The organism is Furfurilactobacillus entadae, from assembly GCF_045862745.1.
GTDB classification, from domain to species: Bacteria; Bacillota; Bacilli; order Lactobacillales; family Lactobacillaceae; genus Furfurilactobacillus; species Furfurilactobacillus entadae.
The window spans coordinates 1-399 of the sequence record NZ_BQXN01000063.1 but is presented as its reverse complement, the minus strand read 5'-3'; the positions used below and the strand labels follow the sequence as shown (position 1 = coordinate 399).

Genomic DNA, 399 nt, shown 5'->3' with positions numbered 1-399 from the left:
ACAGTACCGGTATCAACGGTAAAGGAACCGTCAGGGTTGACCGTTGCGGTCTTCGTTGAACCGTCAGGAAGTGTGACAACGGCGGTGAAGGTGGTCCCGTCAGGGATCGGTGTTTCTAGATCAACGTGACCAGAGCCACTCGTATCACCAGCAGTAGCGGGGTTCACCGTCGGAGAGGCAACATTATAGTCATCCAATGGATTGGTTGGTTGACCTGCCTGAACCGTAATGGTCGTGGTTTGACTGTCCTTAGTGTTTTCACCGTTAGTTGCTTGAATCTTAACACCGATGATTTCATCGGCAGTTAAAGTACCGGTATCAACGGTAAAGGAACCGTCAGGGTTGACCGTTGCGGTCTTCGTTGAACCATCAGGAAGTGTGACAACGGCGGTGAAGGTG

General features: G+C 51.4%; 1 pseudogene. It reads right to left on the bottom strand.

The annotated features are described in order from the left end of the window. Positions 1–399, bottom strand: a pseudogene (locus ACKTR5_RS11765) (hypothetical protein); the annotation flags it as partial.